The sequence below is a fragment of the Amycolatopsis sp. NPDC102389 genome (genome assembly GCF_044765885.1).
Classification (GTDB): domain Bacteria; phylum Actinomycetota; class Actinomycetes; order Mycobacteriales; family Pseudonocardiaceae; genus Amycolatopsis.
Map to the genome: position 1 here is coordinate 1 of NZ_JBIWKX010000029.1, position 23,678 is coordinate 23,678.

A 23,678-nucleotide genomic window follows, 5' to 3' on the forward strand; every position below is an offset into this window, starting at 1 on the left:
AGATCGGGCCTCTGCTGGTCATGATCATGATGTGGTGTCTAGATCACTAGCAGAGGCCCGACCCATGCCCACCGGCGGGATCACAGACAGGCTCTAACGACACTTGCCACTCACGACCCCTTCGCGAAACCGCACAAACCGGGCTACTCGGGCGGGGCACCGCGGCCCGGCGGATTCACCCCGCGAGCGGCTTGTCCAGCACGGCTTTCACGTGACTGAAGTTGTCGATCGAGTATCGCCCGTGGTAACGCCCCATCCCGCTCTCGCCCACGCCGCCGAACGGCAGTTCCGGCGCCGCGAGGTGGATGATCGCCGCGCCGAACACCAGTCCGCCTGACGACGTCTCCGTCTCGATCCTGCGCTTCGTTTCCTCCGATTCGGTGAAGGCGTACAGCGCCAGCGGCTTGTCGCGTTCGTTGACGAACGCCAGCGCCGCGTCGACGTCGGGGACGTCGATGATCGGCAGGATCGGGCCGAAGATCTCGTCCCGCATCACCGGGGCGTCCGGCGAAACACCGGTGAGCACGGTGGGCGCGATGTACTTCTCGTCGCGGTCGGCCTGGCCGCCGACCACCACGGTTCCGTTGTCCAGCAAGGCGGCGAGCCGGTCGTAATGCCTGGTCGAAATGATGCGGCCGTAGGAGTCGCTGGCGGCCGGGTCCTCGCCGAACATCGCTTGGACGGTCTCGGCCAGGTGCTCCGCCAGCTTCGGACCGGTGTCGCCGATCGCGAGGACGTAGTCGGGCGCGACGCACGTCTGGCCCGCGTTGGCGAACTTGCCGTACGCCAGCCGCTGCGCGGTCACTGCGAGGTCCGCTCCCGGCTCGACGATCGCCGGGCTCTTACCGCCCAGCTCCAGCGTGACCGGCGTGAGATGCTTCGCCGCCGCGGCCATGACGATCCGGCCGACCGTCCCGTTCCCGGTGTAGAAGATGGTGTCGAACTTCTGCTCCAGCAACGCCGTCGTCTCGGGGATCGCGCCTTCGACGACACGGACGCCCTCGACGTAGTTCGGCAGATGCTCCGCGATCGCGGCCGAGGTGTTCGGGGACAGTTCGCTCGGCTTCACGACCGCGCAGTTGCCCGCGGCCAGCGCTCCGACCAGCGGCGCGAGCACGAGTTGCAGCGGGTAGTTCCACGGCCCGATGATCAGCGCGACCCCGAGCGGCTCACGAACGACGCGTCCGTCGCCCGGCCGCAGCGGGTACGGGAGGCCGGCGGGCTCCGGGCTCAGCCAGGAGTCGAGGTTCTCCAGCGTGTGATCGATTTCGTTGCGCACGAGAGCGATCTCCGCGCGCTTCGCTTCCGCGGCGTTCTTGCGCAGATCCGCGTAGAGCGCCTTGAGGAAGACGTCGGCCTGCTCGGACAGGAGCTTCCGCAGGCCGGTGAGCTGCGCTCGCCGCCAGTCCACCGGTTTCGTGACACCGGAGCGGAAGAGGGCGCGCAGTTCTTCGACGACGGCGGGGGCATCGCTGCTGGTCATGGCTTTGAGCCTAACCATGGATGATGGCGAATGCCCATCGCTGCGCGGTATAGGGCGTTATACGAGAAGCCGAAGGGCACTTCCCCTGCGTGGCATGCGGGGAAAGCGCCCTTCGGCCCGGCCTTACGGGTAGCTCACCAGGTTGCTCGGCCGCGTGTCCGGTGGCGTCACCGCCCCCGCGTCGTTGATCACGTGCGTGATGGTCCCCTTGTAGTTGAGCGAGACCGTCACCATGTTGTGGAACCGGACGCCGGAGCGGTTCGGTACCTCGAACGCGTGATAAAGGTTCACCGCCGGGTTGTCGTTGAAGAAGCAGTAGCTGCCCAGGCCCCACGCCTCGTGCGTGGTCACGTTGTCCCCCACCTTGTAGGCGGCGTACCCGTTGAGCCCGTTGGGACTCTTCCAGCCCGCCTGATCCGGGACGTCGTAAGGGATCTCGTTCTGGAAGAAGATCGTCCTGCCGTTCTGGCCGTTCCAGATCACCTGGTACTTCTGGTAGTGCTCGACGAACAGGCCGGTCGCCAGCACGTTGTCGCCGTTCACGACCACGCCCGTGTCGCCGGTGTTGACCGTCCAGCCGTAGGTGCCCGCGTTGCCGTGGTCGGCCCGCCAGGCCCAGATGTGGTCGATGATCGTGTCACGGCTGTTGACGATCAGGCTGTTCGTCGCCTTCCCCGCGATCTGGCCGCCGATCCGGAAGAAGACGTCCTGCACGGTCGCCGGGTTCGCCGAATGGTTCGCCGTCGAGCCCGCCTGGCCGACCGTAAGCAGCGACGGCGAGTTGGTCGTTCCTGCGTCGAACAACAGACCCTTGAGCCGGACGCCGTCCACGTCGGCGACCTTCATGGCCTCGACGCCGTTGTCCGGCACCAGCGTCGGGTAGCCGACGCCGAGCACGACGGTGTTCGCCTTGGTCACGTTGAGCGTCTGGTTCAGGTGGTAGACGCCCGGCGTGAAGAACAGGTTGCAGCCCTGCGAAAGCGCGGTGTTGATCGACGCCGCCGTGTCCCCCGCCTTCACGACGTAGAACTGGCTCATCGGCAGCGAAGCGCCCTGCGTGCCACCGTTGACCCAGCTCGGCCCGGAAGCGTTGGTGCGCAAGGAAGGCAGGAACACGCGGTATTTGCCGGAGCCGTCGAGGTAGAGATACGGCACGTCGCGGGACACCGGCGTGGTGCCGAGCGTCGTCTCCGGCGGGTTCGGGAAGGTGTTCGCGGGAGCGCCGCTCGTCCCGGAGAAGACCATGTTCCAGACCCCGCCGTCCCAGCTGCCGTAGCTGCTGTCGCGGGTGTACCACTGCTGCTGCGAGATCGACGCGGTCTGACCGGACACCTTGGTGTCGGCGGTGTAGCCGCCGCTGGCGAACCCGTAGCTGGCCGGATAGAGCTGCAGCCCGCCGCGGATGTCCATCCGGCGGAACGGCGCGGCCTGCGCGACGGCCCAGCGGGTCGAACCGCTGCTCGGGACGACGGCGAGGTTCTCCGCCGAGCGCCAGAAGTTCTGCAGCGCCACGCCCTTGTCCGACTCGTTGAACGCGTCGACGGTCACGTCACCGTTGATCACCACGTCGCCCGGGTTCTGCCCGAGCCCCGCGACCGAGGTGTAGTAGCCGACGTTGTCGTGGATGCCGTTGTACACGCCGGGTTTGAACAGGTGCGCGTACCGGCGTTCGGTGAACTGCGCGGTCAGGGTGTCCTTCTGCGCGTTGAAGTCCGCGTCGAGCCGGGACTGGATCGACGACGCCGACATGCCGGGGTCGAAGATCCGCACATTGGGACCGAAGTCCGGGACCTCGGCCTGAGCCGGGCAGGTCGCCTGTGTCGATCCGATCGTGTAGCTCGCCGACGCCACCGAGGAGTTCGCCGAGCCCGACTTGAGCGCGATCGCGGAAATCGTCGAGGACGCGGAGACCGTGATCGGCCCGGTGTACAGAGTGGACGACGCCGTCGGCGTGGAACCGTCCACTGTGTACCGGATCGTCGCGCCCGCGGTCGCACTCGACAGGGTCACCGAGCGGGCACTCGGGTAACTGCCGCCCGGTGGATCGAACGTCGGCGACGCGACGGTCGTACCGCCGCCGGCGTGGGTGTACGTGAAGTGCGGGGTGTCGTATTGCGGCCCGTTCTTCTCGTAGGTGAACCAGTAGTCGAGCACCGTGCCCGCCGACAGCGAGCCGACGGTGTGCCGCCACGTGCCCCCGTTGTCGGTCATGCGGACGTTCTGCTGCCCCACTCCCGGGACACCGGTGTAGTGGATGTCGACGTAGCGCGCGGGGCTCGCCGGCGTGAAGGAGAACTGCGCCTGGGTCGCGTTCAAGGACGCGGCGCTCTGGCTGTAGTCGGCCGCCGCGGCGGTGGCACCGCCGAGCCCGGCGGCGATCAGGAGTGCGGAAAGGCCGAGGGCGAGCGTGCCTCGGACCCCTTTCCGCCGTTTGGGCTGCACAAAGATCCGGTTCACGTCGTGACACCTCCGGCGTTGGAAATCCACGGGCGAAGCAATTCGTTGCGCGCCACAACAAAGTAGCCGTCCGTGCGATATGTCCAGATCACGCTTCGATAACAGTGGTGGTCCAAACCACTGTCTACTCCGGGAGGACCCGTCGGATGCCGCCGTTCCGCTCACCGCGCTCGGCCGTCTGGGTCACCCAGGCGGCGATCTGCGCGCGGGAATCGAAGCTCAGTTTCCGCAGGATGCGCTGGACGTGGCCCTCGGCGGTGCGACGCGAGATCACCAGCCGATCGGCGATCTCCCGGTTGGACAAGCCGTCGGTGATCAAGACCGCGACCTCGCGCTCCCGGTCGGTGAGTACCGTCTCGACCTCGGCGACGGGACCACTCTCTACCGCCTCGGCCTCGTCGAGCGCGAAGGCGACGGCCTCCTCCAAGGTGCACTCGCTCCCGTACCGCGACAGGACCGCGTACCGGCTGTCGCCGAGCGCCTCCCGAGTCCGTGCCTCACAGTCACCGTGCGGGGCGCCGAAGTACTTCGAGCCGAACATCGGATAGCCGACCGATCGCCAGATCCGCCCCGCGCAGCCGAGCAAGGTCGCCGCGCGCACCCAGTGCCGCAGCGACGACTCGATCCACGCGAGCACCTCGATCGACAGCACCATGCCGAGCAGATCGTTGAAGGTGCGCTTGATCCTCAGGCAGCTGCGCGCGTACCCGGTCGCCTGCTCGAATTCGCCCCGGCTCAGCGCCACGAACGCCAGTACGTAGATCGCGTAGGCGTAGGCCCATTCCTCGCCGTGCGCGGCACCGATCGCGCGCGCCTCTTCGCACAACGCCGCGGCCTCCTCCAGTTCGCCGAGGAAGATCGACGCGATCGCCATCTCGATTCCGGCCAGCATCACGTTGCCGTTCATCTCGCCCAGCCGCCGATAGCGGATCCGGGCGTCCTCGAACAGGTCCTTCGCGTAGCCGACGTCGTCGCCGACCAGCGCGTTGCAACCCAGGCGGTGGATCGCGTAAGCGAGCGCCGCCTCGTTCCCCGCCCTGCCCGCTTCCGTGCGGCACTCCCCCAGCAAGGTCACCGCACGCGGGACGTCACCCTGCAGGGTGGAGACGTATCCGTTGACCCATAAGGCTTTCAAGCGGTCTTCTCCGCCGTTGGGGACGGCTTCCAGCGCGTGGTCGAGCCAGTGCCTCCCCTCGCCCAGCACACCGCAACCCGCCCAGTAGAACCACAACGTGCCCGCCAGCTTCAACCCGGTCCTGCCTTCGGACGGCGTGGCGAGGCAATAGTCGAGCGCGGCGCGCAGGTTCGCGTGCTCCAGTTTGGTGCGCGCGAAGATCTCCGCCTGCTTCGGCCCGAACCATTCCCGCTCGCTCTGCTCGGCCTGCGCGAGGTAGTAGTCCCGATGACGGCGCAGGACCTCGTCCTCGTCGCCCATAGCGTGGAGCTTCGCCCTGCCGAACTGGCGAAGCGGCTCCAGCAGCCGGTACCTCGTCCGGTCGCCGTCGCGTTCGAAGAGCAGGACCGACTTGTCCACCAGCCCGGCGAGATGCCCGAGCACCGAATGAGCGGGCAACCCGTCGCCCGAGCAGACGGATTCGGCCGCGTGCAAGCCGAACCCACCACCGAACACCGAGGCCCGCGCCCAGAGGACCCGCTCGGCGGCTCCGCACAAGTCGTGGCTCCATTCCACCGCCGCCAGCAGAGTCTGATGCCGGGGCAGTCCGCCGCGTTCACCCTTGGCGAGCAGATGGAAGCTGTCCGCCAGCCGGGTCGCCAGCTCTTCGAGCGACAGCACCCGGACCCGGACCGCGGCCAGTTCGATCGCCAGCGGTATCCCCGCGAGCATCCGGCACACGTTCGCGGCCAACCCCTGGTTTTCGTCGGTGACGGCGAACCCCGGCTCGACGGCGGCCGCCCGTTCGGCGAACAACGTCATCGCGGGATAGCCACGCCATGCCTCCGATGGCAGCGGGACCAGCGGATCAGGCAGCGGTAACGGCGCGACCTGCCAGAGGTGCTCTCCCGGGATCCCGAGCCGTTCCCTGCTGGTGGCGAGGAAGCGGAGCCCCGGCGACGCCCTCAGCAGCCGGTCCGCCGACGCCGCGCAGACCTCGATCAGATGCTCGCAGTTGTCCAGGATCACCAGGATCCGGCGCGCCCTCAGGTGATCCGCGAGCACGTCCGCTTTGTCGCGACCCGTGTCGTCACGGACGCCCAGCGCCTCCAGCACCGTGTGAGCCAGCAAATCCGGGTCGGACAGATCCGCGAGTTCGACGAGCCAGGCACCGTCGGGGAAGGCCCGGCGCAGTTCGGCGGCGGTATGCAGGGCCAGCCTCGTCTTGCCGACACCGCCGACCCCGGTCAAGGTCACCAGTCTTGCCTTGGACAGCAGTCTCTTGACCTCTGCGACGTCCTCTTTCCGACCTACGAAACTCGTGGTCCCGGCGGGGAGGTTGCCCGGCCGGCCTGCTGCGGCCGCGGTACCCACCTCTGAACCGTACGGACGCCCGCGACCGGCGGTCAACGAGGCGATGGGCCTGTTCGCTCGGTCAGCCCAATCCGGATTCAGCTTTCCGGCACCACATAGAGCGTCGACGCGTCGCCTCCGTGCATGGCCATGAGGCTGCTCCGGCAGGCGAAGAGCACTTCACGGTTCGCGACCGTGTCCGGCGGGACACCACAGCCGTCGCAAGAGAGTTCGACCGATCCCGGAAGGGTCTCGTCGACCTCGACGTCGATCGTGCGGTCGCAGCGCCTGCACCAGCGGTGCCCCGTGACGACCAGTACGTGCAGCGGATCGGAGATGCACTGGTGCAGCCAGCAGCGGTGCACGTAACAGGTGGTGCGCACGTGTGCGCTCAGCCCGTGTTCCTCCGCCACGTCCTCGGCGGCGAGGATCGCAGCCAGCCGCCGGTCGGCGATCTCGCCGTACCGGTCCAGACGGCCGCCCACCCAGGGCGTCGTACGCGCGTCCTCCGAGGAGACCAGCCGGAGACGGGCTCGCGAAGGCGGTGAAGCACGTAGCACCATGTGGGTCTCGACCTTTCGGCATCCACTGGAAGTCCTATCAGGTTGCGCTCGTCCCTGCCTGGACCACACCCGTACAACTACCTGTCTTCATACCTGCGTGCACGTTGACGTTCGAAGCGAGACGGTCGCGGCGGCACTCGTCCCGGGTTAGGCTTTGAGACCACGAAAATCGCGCCTGGGGGTTACGTCAGGGGCTAATTGACCATGGTAGATCCCGAAGTCACCGCTCGCCGCCACCTCGCTCCGGACCGGGTGGGAAACCGTGATGTCGAGGCGCTGGAAACACAGACGAAGGCACTCCGCGCCGTCGACTACCAATGCGGGGGCGGGATGTGCCGCGACGCCGTCGTGGTCCGGATCCATCGCGGCCACCGGATGCTCGCGACGTCGATCTCGGAACCGGTGCGGGTCAGGCTTTTCTCCGCGGTCGCGGACCTGCACAACCTCGCCGGGTGGGCCTGTTTCGACAGCGGTCACGTCGGTGCCGCGCAGCACCATCTCGATGTGGCGCTGAAGCTCGCCGCCGACGGCGAAAACGCCGAATTGATCGCGAACATCCATTACCGGCGGGGCAGGATCGATCTGCACTACGGTGCCCCGGACGAAGCCCTCACCCAATTCGAACTGGGCAGGCTCGCCGCGAGGCGTGCCGGTTCGAAGCTGGCCGCGAGCATCCTGAGTGCGAATCAGGGCTGGGCCTATGCCAAGAAAGGCGACGCGAACCTCGCCGTCGGACTGATGGATCGCGCAGGCGAGGAATTCGCCGAAAAGGATGAAGCCGAGCCACCCGACTGGGCGAGGTTCTTCAGCGAGGTCGACGTTTCCGCGATGGCGGGCTCGGTGCACATCGACCTGGCGTTGCGCATAGGTGGCCGTCATACCGGACTGGCCATCGACGCACTCACCGACGCCGTTCGCGGATACGGCCCGGAAATGGCGCGCAGCCGGTCGCTGTGCCTGTCCATGCTGGCCACGGGGCACGTTCTCGGCGGGGACGGCGACGAGGCGCTGTCCGTCGGCGTCCAAGCGATCGAAAGCGCCGAAACGCTCAAATCGGTGCGTACGAGAGACCGGCTGCGCCCGCTCGAGCGGGAAGCGGCCAAACACATCGAGGACGCCGATTGCCGGACTTTGGCCGAGGAGGTGACCTTGTTCGTCACCGGCCAGGACCAAACCTGAGGAACGTTCGTTTGTACGGACCTTGTATTCCCGCTGCCCATGCTGACCGGACGAACGTCGGTTAGTCCAGGAGGCAGGAATTGTTGACCAAGGTAGCCGTGCTCGCGACAGCGGCCGCGCTCTCCCTCGGCGTGGCCGCACCGGCCAGCGCCGAGGTGACCGCGGACCTGTTGCCCGCGGCCAGCATGGAAGCGGTGCTCAAGGCCGCACAGATCGACCCGCGCCGGGCGGACAGCGCCCTGACTCCCGGGGCCAAGGACAGTGTTCTCCTGGTGGAGCAGGCGCTGGCCGCCAAGGGGCTGCTCGCCCAGCAGTACGTCGACGGCCACTTCGGCACGTCGACGATCACGGCGTACTCCAGCTACCAGAAGTCGCTGGGCTACACCGGGATCGACGCCTCCGGCCTGCCGGGCAAGACGTCGCTCGAGAAGCTGGGCGAGGGCCGGTACACCGTCACCGCGGTGGTCTCGGCGGGTAGCCGCCTGACCTACCACGGCAAGACGATGAACACCCGGACCAAGGCGATGCTGGTGAAGGCCGAAGGTCTGCTCGGCAGGCAGCTCACCATCACGCAGGGCTCGTACAACCCCGGCGGCGTCGGCGCTTCGGCCGGGACGCACGACGGTGGCGGCGCGCTCGACATCGGCGTCGAGGGCATGTCCTCGACCACACGGACCGACGTCGCGCGGAAGCTGCGCCAGGTGGGCTTCGCGGCTTGGGTCCGGACGCCGGACCAGGGTTTCGCCTACCACATCCACGCCATCGCACTGTCCGATCCGGACCTGTCGTCGGGCGCGCAGCACCAGGCCGGCGACTACTACCTCGGCTACAACGGCCTCGCCGGCCGCGGCGCCGACGACGGACCCGCCGTCTCGCCGAAGCTCACTTGGGAGGAGTACCAGCGGTCCTGACCCGCTGCTCGAAGGCCACCTTCGCCGACGCGAAGGTGGCCTTCCGGCTGTCCCGCAACCCCCGGGTAGGCTTCGGCGCGACGGCAGAACCAGCGGGAAGGGAACATCGCGTGGAGGCTCAACCGGTCGGTCAGTGGCTCGACGAGCTGGCATCGAAGGCCTCGACGCCCGGTGGTGGCGCGGGTGCCGCGATGAACGCCGCGGTCGGTGCCGCCCTGGTCTCCATGGTGTGCAACCTGACCATCGGCAAGCCGAAGTACGCCGAGCACGAAGCCACCATGACCGAGGCGCTGGGCAAGGCCGAGGACCTCCGGGCCCGCGCGCTCGGCCTCGCCGCCGACGACGCCGCCGCGTTCGACGCCGTGGTCGCCGCGTACAAGCTGCCCAAGGCCACCGACGAGGAGAAGCAGGCGCGCACCGCCGCGATCCAGGCCGCATTGGTCGGCGCCGCCGAGGTGCCGCTGCGCACGGCCGCCCTCGCCGCCGAGGTCATCGACGTCGCCGCTTCGATCCTCGAAGGCGCCAACACCAACGTCATCTCCGACATCGCGGTCGCGGCCTCGTCCGCGAAGTCCGCGCTCGAATCGGGCGTGGTCAACGTCGAGGTCAACCTCGCGTCCATGGCGGACGAGCAGCTCCGCAAGGAGACCGAGGCCCGCCTCACCGAGTACACCCCCGCCGCCGGGCGCGCCGACGCCCTGATCGCCCAGGTTCGCGAAAGGCTCGCCCGATGACGCTGATCGACGGGCGCGCGATCGCCGCCGCCATCACCGCCGAGGTCACCGAGACCGCCGCCAAGCTCCGCGAATCGGGCACCGCCCCGACGCTGGCCGTGCTCGTGCCGACCGACGACGACGCCACCGCCTGGTACGTGCGCTCGATCGAACGTGCCGCGAAGAAGGTCGGCGTCGACTGCCGGGTGGTCCAGCTCGAGAAGCCGACCGGCGCGGACGTCACCCGCGAACTCGACAAGCTGTCCGCGGACCCGTCGGTCCACGGCATCATCTGCCAGACCCCGTTGCCCGAAGGCGTGACGCTGGACGACGTCGGCGCGCACATCGACCCGCGCAAGGACGTCGACGGCGCCAACCCGGTCAGCCTCGGCCGCCTCACCGCGGGCCTCCCGACGTACGCGCCCGCCACCGCCGCCGCGGTGCTGGAGATACTGAAGCGCGAGCAGGTGGCCCTGTCCGGCGCCCAGGTCGCCGTCGTGGGCCGCTCGACCATCGTCGGCAAGCCCGCCGCGCTGCTGCTGCTCGGCGAGCACGCGACGGTGACCGTCTGCCACTCCCGCACCAAGGACCTCGCGGCGGTCACCAAGACCGCGGACGTCCTGGTCGTGGCCGTCGGCCGCGCGCACTTCATCGGCGCGGACCACGTCAAGCCCGGCGCCGTGGTGATCGACGTCGGCACGAACCCGACGCCCGAGGGCGGGCTCGTCGGTGACGTCGACCAGGCCGCGGTCGAGGAGATCGCGGGTTCGATCACGCCGGTCCCCGGTGGCGTCGGCCCCGTCACGACGTCGCTGCTGCTGCGGCACACCGTCACCGCCGCACAGTCCTGAGGCATCGAGAGAGGCGGCGAGTCCACTGAGGACTCGCCGCTTCTTCGTGTTCGCCGTCCAATCACGTGAGTTCCGCCTTCAATCACGCGAGTTCGCCGCCTGATCACGCGAGTCACGCCTTCGGCCCGGCCACGACACCCACCTCCGGCTTCTGCCCCGCCCACCTCCGTCTTCAGGTCCCGATCACCGTTTCCACCACCTTCCGCACCTGCGCGGCCTCCGGCGCCGGCGCGGTGCGGTCCGCGTAGAGCAGGTGTGCGGCGCCGATCAGCGTGGCGGCCAGAGTCTCGACGTCGGCGTCCTCGGCGATCCTGCCCCGCGCTCGTTCCGCGTCGAGATAGCCGCCGATCATGACGGCGGCCTGGGTCAGCACCGGAACACCGGCAGGCCATTCCCGGCGCAACCGGGCACGAAGCTCGTCACGGAAGATCACGAGCGGGACGATCGCGACCGCGACCGACGCGAACACCGCCGTGAGCGCCGACGTGAGATTCTCCACGACCGTTCCGGTACCGACGGCGTCCCGGAGCCCCTTCTCGTCCAGCTTCTCGATCCGGTCCAGCACGAACTCGGCGAGGAAGCCGTCGAAGTCGTCGAAATGCCGGTGCAGCACGCCTTTCGCGCAGTCCGCCTCGGTGGTCACCGCCCGGCTCGTGAGCCCGCTCGGCCCGTCCCGCAGCAGGACCCGTTCGGCGGCGTCGAACAACTGCGCGCGGACGGCGCGCAGGGCTACCCCTGTCGGCATTCGGCTCCCTTGCGTTGACGAGTGGGCAAGTGCCCACTTAAGGTGGGCGCATGCCCACTCTACCTTCGGGGCAAGAGCCTCACCGGCTTCGACAGGCCGCGGAATCCTTCGGCGTGGACGTCGAGCGCTATGACCGGACCCGGCCCGCCTATCCCCCGGAACTCATCGATCACCTCATCGTCGCCGCCCCCGGCCGCGAGACCCTCGACGTCGGCGTCGGCACCGGCATCGAAGCCCGCCAGTTCCAAGCGGCCGGCTGTCACGTGCTGGGCGTCGAGCCCGACCACAGGATGGCCGAGTTCGCCCGCCGGAGCGGGATCGACGTGGAGGTCGCGAAGTTCGAGGACTGGGAGCCCGCCGGACGCCGGTTCGATCTGCTCGTCTCCGGACAGGCCTGGCATTGGGTCGACCCGGTGGCGGGCGCCGCCAAAGCCGCCGAAGTACTACGGCCCGGCGGACTCTTCGCCGCGTTCTGGCACGTACCCGAACCGCCGGAAGAGGTCGCGAACGCCCTGGCGGACGCGTACGGGCGGCTGGTGCCGGACGCTCCGATCGACCTCAAGAGCGTGCCGAAACAGTCCCCTGACCCGTACGGGCCACTCATCGTGAAGGTCGCCGACGGTCTGCGTGAAGCGGGCGGGTTCGCCGAGCCGGAAAGAACCCGTCACGACTGGGACCGGGTCCACACCCGCGACGAATGGCTCGACCAGCTCCCGACGTTCGGCACGCTCACGTGGGTCGAATCCACAGTGCGACAAGAGATCCTCGCTGAAGTCGGCGCGGCGATCGACAGGCTGGGCGGGCGGTTCACCACGCGCTACGCCACCGTCGCGATCACCGCGATCCGGGACTGACTCGCCGGTGGCGGGAGCCGCGCCGCTCCCGCCACCGGCGTCCGTCAGGGCGTGACGGGGACGTTGGCCAGCCCGTTCACCGCCCTCGACACGGTGTTGGACGCGTAGACGACGTTGGGCCGTTCCGAGCACTTCGAAGTCGATGTGATCTTGATGGCGTACTGGCCGACGCCACCGAGATCGGACTTGTTGTCCCGCCACACGTTCCCGCAGCCGTTCGCGAACGACGGGGTGGTCCCGGGATTGTGCGTCTCGTATCCGTTCGCGAAGGTTCCCGGCGACGCGAACGTGCCGGTGTTCCCCTCGATCACGTATCCGAGGCCCTTGACGTCGACCCAGGAATCGGCCGAGTTCTGCCCGGAAACCCCTTGCCCGTCGAAGGTGTTGCCCCGGATGACGCCGCCCTCGGTGCCCTCCTTGACATCGATGCCCTCCGCGGCCACGTACGGTCCGATGTGGTTGTTCAGCACCTGGATCCGGTCGCTCCGATCGACGCCGCCGGAGTTCCCGTGGCAGGCCCAGTTCGAGTTCGCCGAGCCGAGGTAGACGCCCTCGCCGTAGCCGGCCTGCACGAGCCCGGTGTGGCTGATCGTCGAGTCACGGATGACGCTGTCGGCCGACGAACGGCGAAAATGCACGGCCTCCTCGTCGATCCGGTGCACCCGCACCCCTTCGATCACCGTGTGGTGTGAGTCGTCCGCGACGATCCCCTTCTTGGACTCCTGCACGGTGAACCCCTTGAGCTGCCAGTACGGCGCACCGTAGAGCCAGAACCCGTATCCGGAGTCCCAGCCCGCGGTCGGCGCCGGACAGGAAGGTGCCTCACCGGACGGGCCGTCGTTGATCAGGACCGCCGTCGACGGTCCGGTCACCGTGATCGGCGCCTCCGCCGTGCCGGGTTTCGTCGCGACGAAGGAACCCCGGTAGGTTCCCGCGGCCAACCGGATGGTCCGGCCAGGAATCGCCGCGGCCAACGCGGCCTGCAGTTCCGCGGCGGTGCCCACATCGACGACGTCCCCGGACGGAACGCTGGTGGTGGTCGTCGGCGGCTTGCTCGTGGTCGTGCCGGTCGGCGACGGCGGAGTGGTCGTGGTCGGCACCCCTCCCCCGCACGGGCTGCCGTTGAGCGTGCACCCGGCCGGCAGGCCCAGCCCCGTGGTGTTGAACCCGAAGGACGCCGTGCCCCCGGGTTTGATCGTGCCGTTGAAACCGGCGTTGGTGACCTTGTAGTGCTGCCCCGTCCTGGTCAGCACCGAGCTCCACGACGTGCTGATCGCGGTGCCCTCGGGAAGGTCGAACTCGATCGTCCACTGTGTACTGTTCGCGTCCCCCGCGTTGGCCAGCGTGTACTTCCCGCCGTATCCGCTGTCCCACGTCGAGCTTTGGGCGAACGTCGCGGTCAGGCTCGGTGCGGCGGCCTCGGCGGTGACGACGGCGCCGAACAGGCCCGCCGCCGACGCCGCGGCCGCGATCGCGGCGAGCAGTCGTTTCCTCGTCATTCCGTGCCTCCGCATTTCGTTCCGGCGATCGAGCAGGTGACCGGGAGTCCCTGACCGGCGGCGTTGAAGCCGAACGTCGCCGTACCGCCGGGTTTGACGCTCCCGTTGTGGGTGGCGTTCCCGAATCGGTAGTGCTGTCCGCTCTTCGTGAGCACCGAACTCCAGGAACCGGTGATCGTCGTCCCGGCGAGCAGGTCGAACTCGACCGCCCATGAACCCACGGCGGCCGAACAGCTGTTACTGATCGTGAAACCGGCCCCGTAGCCGCTGTCCCACACCGACTTGCGGGTGAAGGTGGCGTTCAGGCACGCGCCGGGATCCTGGGTGGTCGTGGTCGTCGTGGGGCTCTGGCTGGTCGGAGAGGACGGCGGCGTCCCGTCGACGGACTTCAGGAACAACGACGACGCGGCGTCGGTCTTGGTCGCGTCGACCCCGTGCCCGCCGGTGTAGTCCCGTTGCTCGTTCTTGGCCCAGTCGGCGATCGGCGTGCCGCCGATGTCCAGGTGCTTGTACGCGGTGCCGTCCCACCCGAAGGAGTAGACGCGGTGCCGGTCGGCGTAGAAGTCGTTATACGGTCCGTTGTCCGCGAGCTGTTTGGTCATGGTGTTGTTGAAGAACACGTTGCGATAGCCGGAAGCACCCGACCACTTGACGGCCTTCTTGCCCGCGCCCCACCAGATCGGGAACCAGTTCGAATCGTCGGGACCGCCGCCGCCCTCCTCGCCGCAGTTGGCGCGGCAGTTCCCGGACCGGTGCGCGTACGGGACCTTGACCGTGTTGAGTTCGAAAAGGTTGTTGCGTTCCCAGCCTCCGTGAAGGTTCAGGTCGGAGTCGAAGGAGTTGCCGATCACCACGTTGCCCGAGGCGGACCACTGGAACGTGAAATGCCGCAGCAGGGTCGAGGTGTTGCCCGCGTAGAGCGAATCCCACACCCGGGAGCCGCGGAAGTAGCCGTTGCCACCCTTGCCCTTGTTCCACGAGCCGTTGAGTTCGTTGTCCACGATCTGGAGGTTCTTGGCCTCCTCGGTGACGATCGGATGCGAACCGGTCATCTCCGCGCGGATGCCGCGGACCCAGGAGTTCGCCGCCCACTTGAACACGATCCCGTGCATCTCCGCGGCGGGCGCCATGTTCCCGTAGTTGTTGTTCGCCTCCGCGGGGTTCAGGCCCGGCATGTCCTGGGTGAACCCGAGATCCTCGAATCCGACGCCGAGCACCGGGTCGACCAGCGGTGCCGCCTTCGAGTCGTAGGTGGCGCCGTCGATCGGGGCCGAACCGTCCGAAGTGGAGTTCACCGGGACGTCGTACTCGAGCGGTTTGTCGAGGGTGATGGTGCGTGCCGTGGTGTCCAGCGCCGCGATCGTGAAGATCTGCTGGCGCATGTGCATGTTGAGCAACGGGAACGTGGTCGGCGTCGCCTGCTGCTGCTCGTAGAACTTCTGCGAGTTGGCCGCCCGGATGTTGACCAGGTTCCCGGCGGCGAGCGAGGTCAGGGCGCCGCTACTCGCGAGGTGGACGACCTTGTCGCCCATCCGCGCGGCGAACGCGGTGTCACCCGGCTTGCCGCGCAGCTTCACCCCGGCCTTCCAGTGGACGTTGACCGTGCCTTCGAAGATGTCCTTGCGGTTGGCGGGCGCCGAGGCGTAGTCGCTCGCGTAGGCCGTGTGCACTCCCCTGGACTGGACACGGAACAGCCCGCGGCCGGGCCACAGCCAGCCACCCTTGCCCGCACCCGAGGTCATCCCGTCCTCGTCCCAGTCGGAACCGTCCGGGGTGAGCGCGTCGTAAAGGGTGTTCGCGTCAGGCTTGTAGACGAACTTGGTGGCATCCTTGCCCGCGCCGCGCAGGATCAGGTAGTCGGCGTCGACGTGGATCTCGTGCGTGACGTCGAACCGGCCGGCCGGGAAGGTGATCGTGCTCAGCTTCGTGTAGCTCCCGAACGGCGAGCACGCGCTCTTGATCCCGTCGATCGCCGCCTGGATCCCGTTCGTGTCGTCGGCGCCGTCGTCGGGTTTGACGTTGTACTGGCTCGCCAGTTCGGCCGCGGTGACCTGGCAGGTGGCGTTCGGATTCACTTCACCGGCGCCCGGCAACGCGGTCCCGCCGCGATACCCGGCTTTGGACCAGTCGTAGAGACCGGCGACCGGAGCTCGGCGATTGGCCGCGCCGAGGTCGAGGCCGGTCAGCGCGCCCGGCCCCGGCGCCGCGTCCGCCACTGGGGGCGGTACCTGCAGGAATGCGGCGGTGGCGACCACGGCGGCGACCGCCGGTAGGACGGCACGACGAAGAGGACTTTTTCGGGACACCCGAAACCTCCGTGACGGACTGACGGAAGGTGTTGCGGCGTGTACACCCGGACCCCGTCTTTATAGTTCACGTCCCTGGCGTCCGTCAACGGATGTGAATCACGTCCACGTATGTGAACGGTCAGTGGTCTCCGGAGCGGAAACGGTCGAGCACCCGGCGTTCCCGTTTGGTCGGTCGCCCCGCGCCTCGCTCCCGCCGCGCGACCGGCACGGCGGCCTCGGGCGGCGGCGCCGGCGTGCGATCGATGAAACAGGTCGCCGCGTCGGCGGCACCGACGCGCTTCTGGATCACCCGCGTCACTTCCAAGATCCGCGTCGTGTCGTGAACCCGCGCACGGACCTCGTCGCCCGCCACGACCGTGGTCGCGGGTTTGGCCGGTTTGCCGTTCACGCGGACATGGCCGCCGCGGCAGGCCGCTGCGGCGTCCGGACGCGTCTTGGTCAGCCGGACGGCCCACAGCCAGCGATCAACTCGAGTGGACTCCACAGCAGTACATAGTGGCCTATCGGCCAACTTCATTGCCACTCGGTATAGACGCAGGTATAACTTGTTCTAAATCCCTCAACGGTGAGGAAGATCACGTGAGCGACGAAACCATGTGGAGAAGCGCTTCCGGACAGTTATCCCGTCGCCTCTTTATTGCTGGAACTGGTTCTATCTTGGGGGCCGCGGCCCTCGGCGGGACCGCTTCCGCGAACAGTTCGATCGCCGACGCCGCCCGAATCCCGGCACTCGTCATCGGTTCCGGATACGGCGGCTGCGTCGCCGCGCTCCGGCTCGCCGAAGCCGGCGTCGACGTCCACCTCGTCGAACTCGGCATGGCCTGGGACACCCCGGGCACGGACGGCAAGATCTTCGCCAACACCACCAAGCCCGACTATCGCTCCTTCTGGCTGCGGACGAGGACCAAGCAGCCCTTGAGCAATTTCCTCGGCTTCCCGCTCGACAAGGACGTCCCGCGCCACACCGGGATCCTCGACGCCGAAGAGTTCAGCGGCATCACCGTCTACCAAGGCCGCGGCGTCGGCGGCGGCTCACTGGTGAACGGCGGGATGGCCGTCACGCCCAAACGCGAGAACTTCGGTTCCGTCCTGCCTACAGTGAACGCGGACGAGATGTACGGCGTCTACTACCCACGCGCGAACGCCGGTCTCGGCGTCGCCACGATCGACCAGAACTGGTTCGAGACCGCCGAGTGCTACCAGTACGCACGAGTCGGCCGGAAACACGCGCAGCGGTCCGGTTTCCCCTTCCTGTTCGTCCCCGACGTGTACGACTGGGACTACATGAAGAAGGAGCAGGCGGGCACGGTTCCGAGGTCCGCGCTGGCCGGAGAGATCCTCTACGGCAACAACGCCGGCAAGAAGTCGTTGCAGCAGACCTATCTCCCGCGGATCAAGGCGACGGGGCGGGTGACGATCTCGGCGCTGCACCGCGTCACGTCGGTCACGCCCGCGTCCGGCGGCGGGTACGCCGTGGTGATGGAGCAACTCGACACCGGCGGCACCGTGACGGCGACGAAGTCCGTCACCGCGGACAAGGTGTTCTTCGCCGCCGGCAGCGTCGGCACGAGCAAACTGCTGGTCAAGCTCAAGGCGACCGGCGCGCTGCCCAACCTCAGCAACGAGGTCGGCAAAGGCTGGGGCGACAACGGGAACGTCATGTGCGGCCGGGCGAACCACATGTGGGACGCCACCGGGGCGTTGCAGTCGTCCATCCCCACCGCGGGTATCGACAACTGGGCGGCGGGCGGTGCGTTCGCCGAGGTCGCACCGCTACCGACCGGCATCGAGACCTACGCCTCGTTCTACCTGTCGATCACCAAGAACCCCAACCGCGGGACGTTCTCGTGGAACCCGGGCGCGAACAAGGTCGACCTCGACTGGCAGACCGTTTGGAAACAGCCATCGATCGAGATGGCGAAGACGATCTTCGACAAGATCAATTCCAAGGAAGGCACAATCTACCGGACCGACCTCTTCGGCGTGTACAAGATCTGGGGTGATCATCTCACCTACCACCCGCTCGGCGGCGCGGTGCTCGGCAAGGCGACCGACAATTACGGCAGGCTCCACGGATATCCGGGCCTTTACGTGATCGACGGTGCGCTGATTCCGGGTAATACCTCGGTGAACCCGTTCGTCACCATTACCGCACTGGCGGAAAGGAACATCGAAAAGATCGTCGCCACCGATCTGTGACGACGATCCGAGAAAGGCCGGGGCCGCCACCCCGGCCTATCTTTTATATCTTCGGCAGAACGCAAACGGTGTCGATGCCCAAAACGTGGTTCAGCCGCCCGAAGGCGAGCCAGGAACCAATGCTCATACTCAGCTCGACGATCTCCTTCTGGCTGTAGTGCTCGGCCATCCGCTTCCAGAATTCGTCGTCGATGCCGTGATGGTCGAGGGCGTAGCGTTCGGCGTACTCGGCGGCCAGCCGGGTCCGCTCGTCGAACGCGTCGGTGGTGCGCCAGTCGGTCACCGCGTCGGCGAACTCCTCCTCGACCTTCACCCCGTCGCGTTCGGTCCGCCAGTCCAGGCAGAAGACGCACCCGTTGATCTGCGCGATCCGCAGCCGGGCCGCCTCGAACTCGCGAAGCCCCAGCGTGGTGTGCGAGTACACGGCGAGCGAAAGGTTCGACGCCGCGACGCCGATCCCGGGCACCATCTCGCCCCACACGTAACCGATCGGGTCCTTGCCCTCGGGAATGTCGATGTTCATCGCGCGCTCCTTCCGAGCTTGCCGGCCGCCGGTCGCAGAGGGACGTCGAGTGCGTCGTAAAGGCCCGGTTTCGCGTCCACCAGCCAGTCGATGGCGCCGACCAGCCTGCCGACCGCGGTCGCGTTGCCGCCGGCGGACCGGTTCTCGCCCTCGTCGATGGCCTCGACCGAGACTTCGATCCTGGGACGGCCCTCGATGATCACCTTGTGCGCCCCGTCGCCGCTGGGCGGCATCGGCCAGTCCGGCGCGCACGAGGCGTGGATCCGGGTGACGTGCTCGATGACGATGCGGGGTTCGCCGTCCACGATGCCCTGCACTTCGAACCGGACCGCGCCCTGCGTGCCCGCTTCGAACTCGCCCATCGCCCGCGTGGTCACGGTTTCCTCGAGCGGACGGCGGTCGAGCGTTTCGCGGATCTCGTCCACCTCGACGCCGAGGCCCCTGGCGATCAGCCGTACCTGACCGCCCCACACCATCGTCGGCACCGACGGCGCCAGCATCGGCGGCTGATAGTCCATCGGCTGCCCCATCCCGACCAGATAGCGGACGGAATCCGGCTGGTCGTAGGTGGAATAGTCGAAGATCTCCTGGCAGCGGACCGCGTCCACGGTGGTGCCGAGCCCGCTGATCAGCAACGGCAGGATGTCGTTGCCCCAGCCGGGATCCACACCGGAAACGAACAGTGACCCACCGCCCTCGGCAAGCGCCGCGAGGATCGGCTCACGCAGCTCCTCCGGCGCGTTGCGCTGGTCGTACAGCGCGTAGAGCGCGGGCGTCACCACCACCGCCCCGGCCCGGACCGCGCGGACGATGTCGGCCAGCGCGTCGGCGGGCCGGATGTCGCCGGACGCCGCATACACCACCGCTCGTGGACCCGACGCCAAAACCGCTTCGACATCATCGGTCGCCGCCACACCCAGTTCGCCGTCGATTCCCGCGAGCGCGGCCGCGTCGCGGCCGACCTTCGCGGGATCGTGCACGAGCACTCCGGTGAGTTCCAGCGCCGGATGCGCGTCGACGGCCCGGATGGAGGCACGGCCGATGTTGCCTGTACCCCAGACAACCGTGGGAATCATGAAGTCGAGGTTAACCGAATCGAAGTTCGGTTCCCAGTACCGAAACAATTACGAAAACCGCAGGTCAGAGCGCATTACTCGGGTTCATTCACCGGGGCAACGAAAGCGTTCCGGTACGCGGAACGAACGCCGTTTTCCGCGGTCGCCGGCAATACCCGCTGGCCCGTTCGCCCGAGCACTGTGTAGTGTGCGCTCTCGTGACGAGCCCCGAGTCCGACAGAACCCCGCCGCCGGTCATCCGGCGGCGAGTCGTCGTGTCCGGCCGTTAGGCATCGGCCTTCTCTCGCTTCCCGGTGACCGGAGCGCTGTTCCGTGCGTCCGGCCGGGTTTCCTCCTGTCCAGCGCACGGCTCCTCCTGTTCACTTTCCTCTCGGGAGTAGTCCGTTGCCCCTCTTCGTCTATGTCCTCGGCCTTGCCGTCTTCGCGCAAGGCACCTCCGAATTCATGGCCTCCGGCCTCGTGCCGGGGATCGCCGGTGAACTGTCCGTCCCGGCGGGCGCGGCCGCCGCGCTGACGTCGGCCTACGCCGTCGGAATGATCGTCGGCGCTCCCGCGATGGCCGTGCTCAGTGCGCGCTGGCCGCGCCGTCGAGCGTTGGCCGGATTCCTGACCGCGTTCGTCATCGTGCACGTCATCGGTGCCGTCACGACGAGTTTCCCGCTGCTGTTCGGCACCCGGGTCGTCGCGGCGGTCGTCAACGCCGGATTCCTCGCCGTGGCGATGCCCGTCGCGGTCGCCCTGGCACCAGAAGGGAAACAAGCGCGGGCGACCGCGATCCTGTTGGCGGGCATCACGCTGTCGTGTGTGGCCGGGGTGCCCGCCGGTGCCGTCCTGGGTGACCTCGCCGGCTGGCGTTCCGCGTTCTGGGCGGTCGCCGCGTTGTGTATTCCCGCGCTGGTGCTGGTGTTCCGTTCGGCACCCGCCGACGCGGTGAGTCCGCAAGACGTCTCGATCAAGCGTGAAGCACGCGAGCTGAAGTCACCTCCCGTGCGGCAGGCGATGTTCCTCGCCGCGCTGGTCAATGGCGCGACCTTCGCGACGTTCGCCTTCCTGGCGGTCATCGCGACGGACGTCACCCACCTTCCCGGCGGAGCGGTTTCCGGGCTGCTGGCGGCGTTCGGCGTCGGCGCGTTCCTCGGTGTCACCGTCGCGGGCCGCAAGGGAGACGGTGCGCTCCGGCGCGGTCTCGTGCTCGCGTTGTGCGTCCTGCCGGTGGGCTGGGCGGCGCTGGCCGCGGCCGGCGCGCAGCCGATCGCCCTGTTCGTCCTGACGACCGTCCAAGGTGGACTGTCGTTCGGCTGCGGTTCCGCGCTCGTGGCGCGAGTCATGCACGTGGCTCCGGGCGCACCGACACTCGGGGGTTCGTTCGCGACGGTCGCGCTGAACGTGGGCGCGTTCCTGGGCCCGGTGCTCGCCGGTTTCGTCACGGAGTCGGCGGGCGACTACCGCTACGCCATCTGGATCAGCGCGGCGATCGCCCTTGTCCCGCTTCCGTTCGTGCTGCGGAGGAAGGTGCCGATCCGCTCCTGAGCCGTGCGTGCAGGTGGATGGCGGGGCGGGCTGGGTAACATCGGCCGGACCATGGAGATGATCACTGTGCCGTCGGGCGAGGTGACGCTGGCGGACCGGCGGACGCGGCGGAGCTGGGCCGTCAATGTCGCGCCGTTCCTACTCGCCCCGGTCCCGGTCACCGGTGAGCCCGGCCGGTTTCCCCTCGTCGACGTCTCGTGGCAGGACGCCCTCCAGTTCTGCAACACCCTGTCCGAACGCGAGGGCCTGACTCCGGCCTACCAGCTTGATTCGTCGGCCTGGGACCGGTCCGCGAACGGCTACCGCCTGCCCACCGAGGCGGAATGGGAACACGCCTGCCGCGCCGGCACGACCGGTCCTCGCTACGGGCCGCTCGACGAGATCGCCTGGTACCGCGGGAACTCGGCGGAGTCCCTGCACGAAGCCGGCGGGAAGGCGCCCAACGCGTGGGGCCTGCACGACATGCTGGGCAACGTCTGGGAGTGGTGCTGGGACGTGTACGACGCGGAGGTGTACGGCGAGTACCGGGTCCTGAAGGGCGGTGGCTGGTTCGACGAGCAGTGGAGCTGCCGGGCTTCGGTGCGGCGGCGCAGTCACCCGACCTTCCGTGTCGACGACGTCGGCTTCCGCCTCGCCCGCTCGCTGTGACTCCTGATCATCCGATTGAATGACGCCAGGACACCCGGCCAGGGTGTCGGACCTCTGGAGGAAATCGTGACCGGAACCGCTCCCCGAGACGTCGAACGCGTCTACTCCACCGCCGACGTCGTCGCGAAACTGCGCAGGCTCGCCGACGCGCTCGAGTCCGAGACCTCGTTCCGCATCCAGATCGCCGGGGAACGGTTCCGCGTCCCCGCCCGCGCGCAGTTCTCGATCGAGCATGAGCGCGGTGACGGCGAGGAAGAGGTCGAGTTCCAGCTGAAGTGGAAGATCGAGGAGACCGACTCGGACGACGACTCCGAGGGCACCGTCGTCTGACTTCTGTCCACAAAGGACCGGGGCGGGCCCGTATTTCGTTGACGGGCCCGCCCGGTTCGTCCAGTCGGCGGAGGGCTCAGGCTCCTTTGCGCAGCAACCTGGTGATCTTGCGCCCCAGTTCCGGGGTAAGAAGTTCCGCGTCTTCGGTCAGCCGAAGGGCTTTGGCGAGTTCCGGGCCGTGGAGATCGACCGCCGCCTCGATGAGGTCCGCGAGATTCGCCGCCGCGCCTCTCGCTCGCCCGACCGCGCTCGCCAGACAGGCGATCCCGATCAGGGCCCCCGGCCACCAGACCGTGCCGACACCGAGATACAGCACCGACCAGCCGGCGAGCGTCGTGGCCGTTTCGAAAGACATCCCCGCCGCACGCAGATCGGCACGGAGATTGTCCGGAAGGATCGGCCACAGCCTCGGCCACGCGGAACCCAGGTCGAGTTCGTAACCGGCCAGGACCCTGGCGTCCGTGGCGGCGACCCGGTCACCGATCCAGCTCGGCCGGGACGGCGGCGCGAGGGCGATCGCGTTCCGGGCGGCGCCGAGCCGTTCGAGGGTCTCCGTCTCGGCGAAGTCCTTGACCGCACCCGCGTATTCGTCCGCGGCTTTCTGCCAGCGCCGGACGCGCCGCCGGACGAACAGCCGCATCACCGGTTTCGTCCACCTCGGCCACTGACCGAGCCAGATCCGGCGGATCACGCCACCCACCAGCCGCGCGCCGTAGGCCGCCGCGCAGGCCGCGAGCGCCAGGATCGGCACGAGTACCCAGACCCCCGCACCCCCGCCTTGCTGGATTTTCGCGACCCGGCCGGTCAACTCGGCGATGTACCGGCCCGCGTCCAGCGCGCGCGTGTGGCCGAGCACGACCGCGGCCATGACGGCTCCGCTGAACAGAAGGCCGGGCAGCACCAGGACGGTGAGCCAGCGATCGGCGAGCTTGCGGCCGATCTCCTGCAGGAACGCGTTCACGATCCCGCCGGGATCTCGTGCTCGTCGAGCCTGCCGCCCCGGAGGCCGCATTCGGGGATGCGGACGCCGGGCTGCCGAACCCAGCTCCGTGAGCATTCACCGCTGGGGCATCGATAGATCTCGACGACCGGATGCCCGGAATCCTGACCGGGGATGCCGAGTAATCCGCCCTCGGCCGGTGTGTCGGCGGCACGGCTCGGCCCAGGTTTGGGCAGACGCAGCCGCCGCCGCAGTTCGTCGGCCTGTTCGGCGACGTCCTGCCCGGCACGGGAATCGGCGATCACCCTCGTCAAAAGATCTTGCTCGCCACTCCGTGCCGCGCGTGCGCGCAGGACGGGCAAGGCTTCGCACAACCACGCGAGCACGTCGCGTTTCTCCAT

At 68.2% G+C, this 23,678-nt stretch carries 21 protein-coding genes; 9 read left to right on the forward strand and 12 right to left on the reverse strand.

Features of this window, described 5'->3' with window-relative positions:
• Nucleotides 1–175: 175 nt before the first annotated feature.
• The 4 genes from ACIRGA_RS23375 to ACIRGA_RS23390 all read right to left on the reverse strand — a co-directional run bounded on the left by ACIRGA_RS23375 (nt 176) and on the right by ACIRGA_RS23390 (nt 6,970).
• On the reverse strand, nt 176–1,501 hold the full coding sequence (locus ACIRGA_RS23375) for an aldehyde dehydrogenase family protein (RefSeq protein WP_400944402.1): 1,326 nt from the start codon (nt 1,499–1,501) through the stop codon (nt 176–178).
• A 105-nt stretch (nt 1,502–1,606) separates the two neighbouring features.
• Nucleotides 1,607–3,940, reverse strand: a complete 2,334-nt coding sequence (locus ACIRGA_RS23380) for a chitobiase/beta-hexosaminidase C-terminal domain-containing protein (RefSeq protein ID WP_400944404.1) — start codon at nt 3,938–3,940, stop codon at nt 1,607–1,609.
• A gap of 124 nt (nt 3,941–4,064) precedes the next feature.
• Entirely contained in the window at nt 4,065–6,428 is a 2,364-nt protein-coding gene (locus ACIRGA_RS23385) for an ATP-binding protein (protein ID WP_400944406.1), read from the reverse strand.
• A 77-nt stretch (nt 6,429–6,505) separates the two neighbouring features.
• Nucleotides 6,506–6,970: a hypothetical protein gene (locus ACIRGA_RS23390; protein WP_400944408.1), complete on the reverse strand. Its 465-nt coding sequence runs from the start codon at nt 6,968–6,970 to the stop codon at nt 6,506–6,508.
• 204 nt (nt 6,971–7,174) lie between these two features.
• Between ACIRGA_RS23390 and ACIRGA_RS23395 the strand changes: the two genes are divergently transcribed.
• The 4 genes from ACIRGA_RS23395 (at nt 7,175) to ACIRGA_RS23410 (ending at nt 10,624) form a co-directional block, all read left to right on the forward strand.
• A complete protein-coding gene (locus tag ACIRGA_RS23395; RefSeq protein ID WP_400944410.1) occupies nt 7,175–8,149 on the forward strand; it encodes a tol-pal system YbgF family protein in 975 nt (324 codons plus the stop codon).
• 80 nt (nt 8,150–8,229) lie between these two features.
• Nucleotides 8,230–9,060, forward strand: coding sequence for a peptidoglycan-binding protein (locus ACIRGA_RS23400; protein ID WP_400944412.1), 831 nt, complete (start codon nt 8,230–8,232; stop codon nt 9,058–9,060).
• Between the two features lie 110 nt (nt 9,061–9,170).
• Entirely contained in the window at nt 9,171–9,794 is a 624-nt protein-coding gene (locus tag ACIRGA_RS23405) for a cyclodeaminase/cyclohydrolase family protein (RefSeq protein ID WP_400944414.1), read from the forward strand.
• Nucleotides 9,791–10,624: a bifunctional 5,10-methylenetetrahydrofolate dehydrogenase/5,10-methenyltetrahydrofolate cyclohydrolase gene (locus ACIRGA_RS23410; RefSeq protein WP_395879705.1), complete on the forward strand. Its 834-nt coding sequence runs from the start codon at nt 9,791–9,793 to the stop codon at nt 10,622–10,624. Before ACIRGA_RS23405 ends, ACIRGA_RS23410 begins: the two co-directional genes overlap by 4 nt.
• Before the next feature lie 172 nt (nt 10,625–10,796).
• Here ACIRGA_RS23410 and ACIRGA_RS23415 read toward each other — a convergent pair whose 3' ends face one another.
• A complete protein-coding gene (locus ACIRGA_RS23415; protein ID WP_400944416.1) occupies nt 10,797–11,369 on the reverse strand; it encodes a TetR/AcrR family transcriptional regulator in 573 nt (190 codons plus the stop codon).
• Between the two features lie 113 nt (nt 11,370–11,482).
• Between ACIRGA_RS23415 and ACIRGA_RS23420 the strand changes: the two genes are divergently transcribed.
• On the forward strand, nt 11,483–12,223 hold the full coding sequence (locus ACIRGA_RS23420; RefSeq protein ID WP_400944579.1) for a class I SAM-dependent methyltransferase: 741 nt from the start codon (nt 11,483–11,485) through the stop codon (nt 12,221–12,223).
• A 44-nt stretch (nt 12,224–12,267) separates the two neighbouring features.
• Here the strand turns inward: ACIRGA_RS23420 and ACIRGA_RS23425 are convergent, their stop codons facing one another.
• The 3 genes from ACIRGA_RS23425 to ACIRGA_RS23435 form a co-directional block, all read right to left on the reverse strand.
• On the reverse strand, nt 12,268–13,722 hold the full coding sequence (locus ACIRGA_RS23425) for a cellulose binding domain-containing protein (protein ID WP_400944418.1): 1,455 nt from the start codon (nt 13,720–13,722) through the stop codon (nt 12,268–12,270).
• A complete protein-coding gene (locus ACIRGA_RS23430) occupies nt 13,719–16,028 on the reverse strand; it encodes a cellulose binding domain-containing protein (protein ID WP_400944420.1) in 2,310 nt (769 codons plus the stop codon). The genes ACIRGA_RS23425 and ACIRGA_RS23430 overlap by 4 nt, the downstream gene beginning before the upstream one ends.
• A 121-nt stretch (nt 16,029–16,149) precedes the next feature.
• Nucleotides 16,150–16,515 (reverse strand): RNA-binding S4 domain-containing protein, encoded by a 366-nt coding sequence (locus tag ACIRGA_RS23435; RefSeq protein WP_400944422.1) that lies wholly within the window; start codon nt 16,513–16,515, stop codon nt 16,150–16,152.
• 173 nt (nt 16,516–16,688) lie between these two features.
• Here ACIRGA_RS23435 and ACIRGA_RS23440 point away from each other — a divergent pair, with 173 nt between their 5' ends.
• Nucleotides 16,689–18,230 (forward strand): GMC oxidoreductase, encoded by a 1,542-nt coding sequence (locus ACIRGA_RS23440; RefSeq protein ID WP_400944424.1) that lies wholly within the window; start codon nt 16,689–16,691, stop codon nt 18,228–18,230.
• 43 nt (nt 18,231–18,273) lie between these two features.
• Here ACIRGA_RS23440 and ACIRGA_RS23445 read toward each other — a convergent pair whose 3' ends face one another.
• Both ACIRGA_RS23445 and ACIRGA_RS23450 read right to left on the reverse strand, forming a co-directional pair.
• On the reverse strand, nt 18,274–18,753 hold the full coding sequence (locus ACIRGA_RS23445) for a carboxymuconolactone decarboxylase family protein (RefSeq protein WP_400944426.1): 480 nt from the start codon (nt 18,751–18,753) through the stop codon (nt 18,274–18,276).
• Nucleotides 18,750–19,829, reverse strand: a complete 1,080-nt coding sequence (locus ACIRGA_RS23450) for a dihydrodipicolinate reductase (protein WP_400944428.1) — start codon at nt 19,827–19,829, stop codon at nt 18,750–18,752. Before ACIRGA_RS23450 ends, ACIRGA_RS23445 begins: the two co-directional genes overlap by 4 nt.
• Nucleotides 19,830–20,213: 384 nt before the next feature.
• On the opposite strand from ACIRGA_RS23450, the gene ACIRGA_RS23455 reads away from it, so the two are divergent.
• The 3 genes from ACIRGA_RS23455 (at nt 20,214) to ACIRGA_RS23465 (ending at nt 22,337) form a co-directional block, all read left to right on the forward strand.
• Nucleotides 20,214–21,359, forward strand: a complete 1,146-nt coding sequence (locus ACIRGA_RS23455) for a Cmx/CmrA family chloramphenicol efflux MFS transporter (protein ID WP_400944430.1) — start codon at nt 20,214–20,216, stop codon at nt 21,357–21,359.
• Between the two features lie 51 nt (nt 21,360–21,410).
• Nucleotides 21,411–22,007 (forward strand): formylglycine-generating enzyme family protein, encoded by a 597-nt coding sequence (locus ACIRGA_RS23460; protein ID WP_400944432.1) that lies wholly within the window; start codon nt 21,411–21,413, stop codon nt 22,005–22,007.
• 66 nt (nt 22,008–22,073) lie between these two features.
• On the forward strand, nt 22,074–22,337 hold the full coding sequence (locus tag ACIRGA_RS23465) for an amphi-Trp domain-containing protein (RefSeq protein WP_125677397.1): 264 nt from the start codon (nt 22,074–22,076) through the stop codon (nt 22,335–22,337).
• Nucleotides 22,338–22,413: 76 nt separating this feature from the next.
• On the opposite strand, the gene ACIRGA_RS23470 is transcribed toward ACIRGA_RS23465, so the two are convergent.
• Both ACIRGA_RS23470 and ACIRGA_RS23475 read right to left on the reverse strand, forming a co-directional pair.
• Nucleotides 22,414–23,298, reverse strand: coding sequence for a hypothetical protein (locus tag ACIRGA_RS23470; protein WP_400944434.1), 885 nt, complete (start codon nt 23,296–23,298; stop codon nt 22,414–22,416).
• A complete protein-coding gene (locus ACIRGA_RS23475; protein WP_400944436.1) occupies nt 23,295–23,678 on the reverse strand; it encodes a hypothetical protein in 384 nt (127 codons plus the stop codon). Before ACIRGA_RS23475 ends, ACIRGA_RS23470 begins: the two co-directional genes overlap by 4 nt.